This window comes from Hydrogenophaga sp. (assembly GCF_030651625.1).
Classification (GTDB): domain Bacteria; phylum Pseudomonadota; class Gammaproteobacteria; order Burkholderiales; family Burkholderiaceae_C; genus Hydrogenophaga.
Genome location: NZ_JAUSCF010000032.1, coordinates 1 through 3,815, shown reverse-complemented (window position 1 = coordinate 3,815; position 3,815 = coordinate 1). Strand labels below are relative to the sequence as shown.

General features: G+C 63.5%; 3 protein-coding genes and 1 pseudogene. All 4 read right to left on the bottom strand.

The features are described from left to right. Positions 1-210, bottom strand: a pseudogene (locus tag Q7V46_RS16150) (C4-dicarboxylate ABC transporter); the annotation flags it as partial. 197 nt (positions 211-407) lie between these two features. Next, positions 408-1,727: a sigma-54 dependent transcriptional regulator gene (locus Q7V46_RS16145; protein WP_304914584.1), complete on the bottom strand. Its 1,320-nt coding sequence runs from the start codon at positions 1,725-1,727 to the stop codon at positions 408-410. Beyond that, positions 1,708-3,537: an ATP-binding protein gene (locus Q7V46_RS16140; protein WP_304914583.1), complete on the bottom strand. Its 1,830-nt coding sequence runs from the start codon at positions 3,535-3,537 to the stop codon at positions 1,708-1,710. The genes Q7V46_RS16145 and Q7V46_RS16140 overlap by 20 nt, the downstream gene beginning before the upstream one ends. A gap of 133 nt (positions 3,538-3,670) precedes the next feature. Next, complete coding sequence (locus tag Q7V46_RS16135; protein WP_322788373.1) at positions 3,671-3,811, bottom strand: TAXI family TRAP transporter solute-binding subunit; 141 nt, start codon at positions 3,809-3,811, stop codon at positions 3,671-3,673. Positions 3,812-3,815: the final 4 nt, after the last annotated feature.

Here is a 3,815-nt window from a genome sequence, read left to right as displayed (position 1 = left end):
GGTGACCTGGGCGGTGGAGCGCACATTGGGGATGTCTTTGGCAAAGATCTGGGAGAGGGCCACACCCATGGGGTAGTAGACGCCGCTCTGGCCGCCGGTGAGCACGTTGATGAACTGCTGTTGCTGGGCCACCGCAGTGCCTGTGATCAGGGCGGTGCTTGAGGCGACCACCAGGGCGCAAGCGGTCGTGAAGGCGCGTAACTTTTTCATGTTGTCTCCAGTTGGGGTTGATGCAACCTCGCCACCTCCGGTCGCGGGGTTGTGTTCTGTTTAGCAACTTGCCTGCCAGTGTGGATCTTCACCCAAGTGGTTGATTTTGTTACAGACGGGGGCCGTCGGTGTGCGGATTTCAAGAAAGATCGAACCCGGTCGTGCGGGTCATCGCACATCGGGTTTCATCCTGACTGTCATCGGAAATCTGCTGGGTCGATCGCATGCCGCGTCAGTTTGTCGTACAGCGTTTTGCGCGGCACTTGCAGGTGCTCTGCCGCCGCGGCCACACTGCCCTGGCTGCTCGTGAGGGCATGTACCAGCAACTGGCGCTCAAAGCCGTCCACCTGCTGGTTCAGCGAGGTGTTGTGTGGCGCAACGTCGACGGCAATGCGCGCGTCCGGCTCCAGACCGAGGCAGAGGCGGTCGGCCACGTTCTTGAGCTCGCGCACATTCCCGGGCCAGGGGTGCGCCATCCATTGCGCCATCTGGGCCGGGGACAGCTGGGGTGGTTCGCTCTGGTAGCGCTCGGCCGACAGGCGCAGACAGTGCGCCATGAGCATCGGGATGTCGTCGCGTCGCTCGCGCAACGGTGGCAGTTCAATGCTGGCCACATGCAGGCGATAGTAGAGGTCGGCGCGGAACTGACCGGTATCGCACAGTGCCTTGAGGTCTTCCTTGGCCGCTGCGACAAAGCGGCAGTCGATGCGGTGGCTTTCGTTGCCACCCAGGCGTTCGATAGCGCGTTCCTGCAGGACCCGAAGCAACTTCACCTGCTGCGTCATGGGCAGACTTTCGATCTCGTCGAGGAAAACCGTGCCACCCCGTGCGTATTCCAGTTTGCCCACCCGCTTGCGCGCCGCACCTGTGAACGCGCCAGCTTCATGGCCGAACATTTCGCTCTCGAAAATCGATTCGGGCAAGGCCCCGCAGTTGATCGCCACGAAGGGGCCAGTCCGGCCCGAGGCCTCGTGGATGGCCCGCGCCACCACTTCCTTTCCGGTGCCGGTCTCGCCGCGCACGAGCACGTCAACCTGCGTGGGAGCGAGCGCCGCAATTCGCCGTTGCACCTCGATCATGCCGGGCGTCTGGCCCACCAGGCCGTGTTCGTGCCGAGAAGCCACCAAGGATTGCAGGCGCCGGTTGTCCAGCACCAGCCGGCGCTTCTCCAGCGCGCGGCGCATCACGTCGACCAGCCTCTCGGAGGAAAACGGCTTTTCCAGAAAATCGTACGCTCCCAGGTGCATGGCCTCCACCGCCATGCGAATGTCACCGTGTCCCGTCATGAGGATCACGGGCACTTCGGCGTCTAGCGCGCGCACGCGCCGGAGCAATTCGAAACCGTCTTCGTCCGGCAGGCAGACGTCGGTCAACACAGCGGCCGGGCATTCGCGGGCGCACAGTTGCATGGCGGCCTCGACGGTGGTGGCCTGTGCCACAGGGATGTCTGCGAGCTGAAACGCCTGCACGGCGCCCAGCATCACGGTTGGGTCGTCTTCAATCAGCAGGACGTGCATGGGGCTCGGGCGTTGGGGAAGCTGGTTGCAGGATGAGGTCGAACCGGGCACCGGGGTGGGTGTTGACTGCGTCGATGCGTCCCCCCATTTCGCGAACGATCGCCTTGGACAATGCCAGGCCCAGACCCAGTCCTTTGCCACTGGGCTTGGTGGTGAAAAAGGGCTCGAACAGGTGTTGCAGCACATCGGGGCTGAGCCCGGGGCCGTGGTCCTGTACCGACATGCACACCTGGCCATCCGTGGTGGCATGCACGCGAATCTCGAGCTGTCTTTCGCTTTTTTGGGCCTCCATGGCGTCGATGCCGTTGCGCAGCAGGTTCACCAGCACCTGTTCCAGTCGGATCGGGTCACCCATCACCTGCAGATCGGTGTCGTCGCTGACGATGCGCGCACCGGATGCCTGCCGCAGGGGTTCGATCAACATCAGCGAGCTGCCGATCACGTGCCTGAGCGAGACCGGCTGCAGGCGCGCGGGTTCCTTGCGGGCGAAGGCCTTGAGCTCACCCACGATGCTGCCCATGCGCGTGCACAGATCGCCAATCAATCGCAAGTTGTTGCCCGCATTGCCGGCGTCCCGGCGTTCAAGGAACTTGCTCGCGTTGTCTGCCAGCGTGCGCAGCGCCGTGAGCGGCTGCGATATTTCGTGACTGATGCCGGCGGCCATCTGGCCCAGCAAGGCGAGCTTGCCAGTCTGCACAGCGGCGTCGTTGGCGGCGGTGAGCTCGGCGGTGCGTGTTGCAATGCGATGCTCCAGTTCGGCCACCACCTGCGCGCGTTCGCGCATGGAGGCCTGCCGCTCGGCCAGGCGGCGACGGTATTGCCAGACCAATGCCATGAGCAACAGCAGCAGCGTCAGGCCCATGCCAACCAGTTCGGCCGCGAGAAGACCCCGCGCACGTGGTTCTGCGGGGTCGGAAAACAGCAGCAGTTGCCAGCCAAACCGGTCCAGCGTACGCCCCTGAACCAGGTAGGGTGTGCCTGCGACTTTCATGGGCTGTACCTGGGGTCCCGGGGCGTTGCCCACGTGTTCGATCAGGATGCCTGGCGTCAGGTTGCCGTACTGCAGGGTCTCTCGCAGTTGGGTCACCACCGGGCCAGGCAGCGGATACAGACCGCGGTACCGCCATGCGTGTTCGGTGGTGAGAAAGAGGACGCCTTTTTCATCGGAGAGTGCCAGCTGCAGATTCTCGGCTCGCCACCTGTCCTCGAAAGCGTTGAGATCGATCTTCACTGCGACGACACCGATGACCTGGGAAGCATCCAGAATGGGCGAGGCAATGAAAAAGCCCGGTTCACCGGTGGTCACTCCCACCGCATAGAACCTGCCGGTTCCGCCCTTGAGCGCGTCCTGAAAATAGGGTCGGAAGCGGTAGTTGCGCCCGACGAAGCTCGAAGACAGGTCCCAGTTGCTGGCGGCCAGGGTATGGCCCTCAGTGTCCATCAGGTACACGGCCGCCACGTCGGTGCGCTTCTGGGCGAACACCAGGTAGCGGTTGGCGTCGGCTATGCGGGCCGGATTGTCTGGCGACCGCAGTGCTTGCGTCAGCATCTGTTCGGCACCCACCAGGTAAGGCAGGTGTTCAAATTTTTCGACCGATACCAGCAGATCGCTCGCAAGGCGCTGGATGGCCGCGTTGCCCTGTGCCTCCGCGTCGCGCAATGCGGCTTGATGGAACCACGCGTACGCAAACCAGACGGCCAGCGCCAGCGTGGCGACGATTGATGCCAGCACAGCCGCAGGGCCCCTCATGGGTCTGCGGGTCCATGGAGGTGCCTTTTCGGAAGGTGACTGAAGCGCGATGGATTGCATGGAGCAGGCTTCTGGGGAGCCCAGAAAAAAGGCGGCCCCGAGCAGAAGCTGGAGGCCGCCTGCCGATCAGAAGATCAGCCTCGGCAAGCGCCACCCAAGAGCGTGTTTGCGATCTCTTGCGGGCTGGGCAGTCTTACTTGATGAGGCCGATTTCCTTGTAGTAGCGCTCGGCGCCCGGGTGCAGTGGGACGGGCATGCCCTTGATGGCGTTGTCGCGTTTGATGGCCTTGGCCGCATTGTGCGCGGCGTAGAGGGTATCGATGTTGTCGTACATGGCC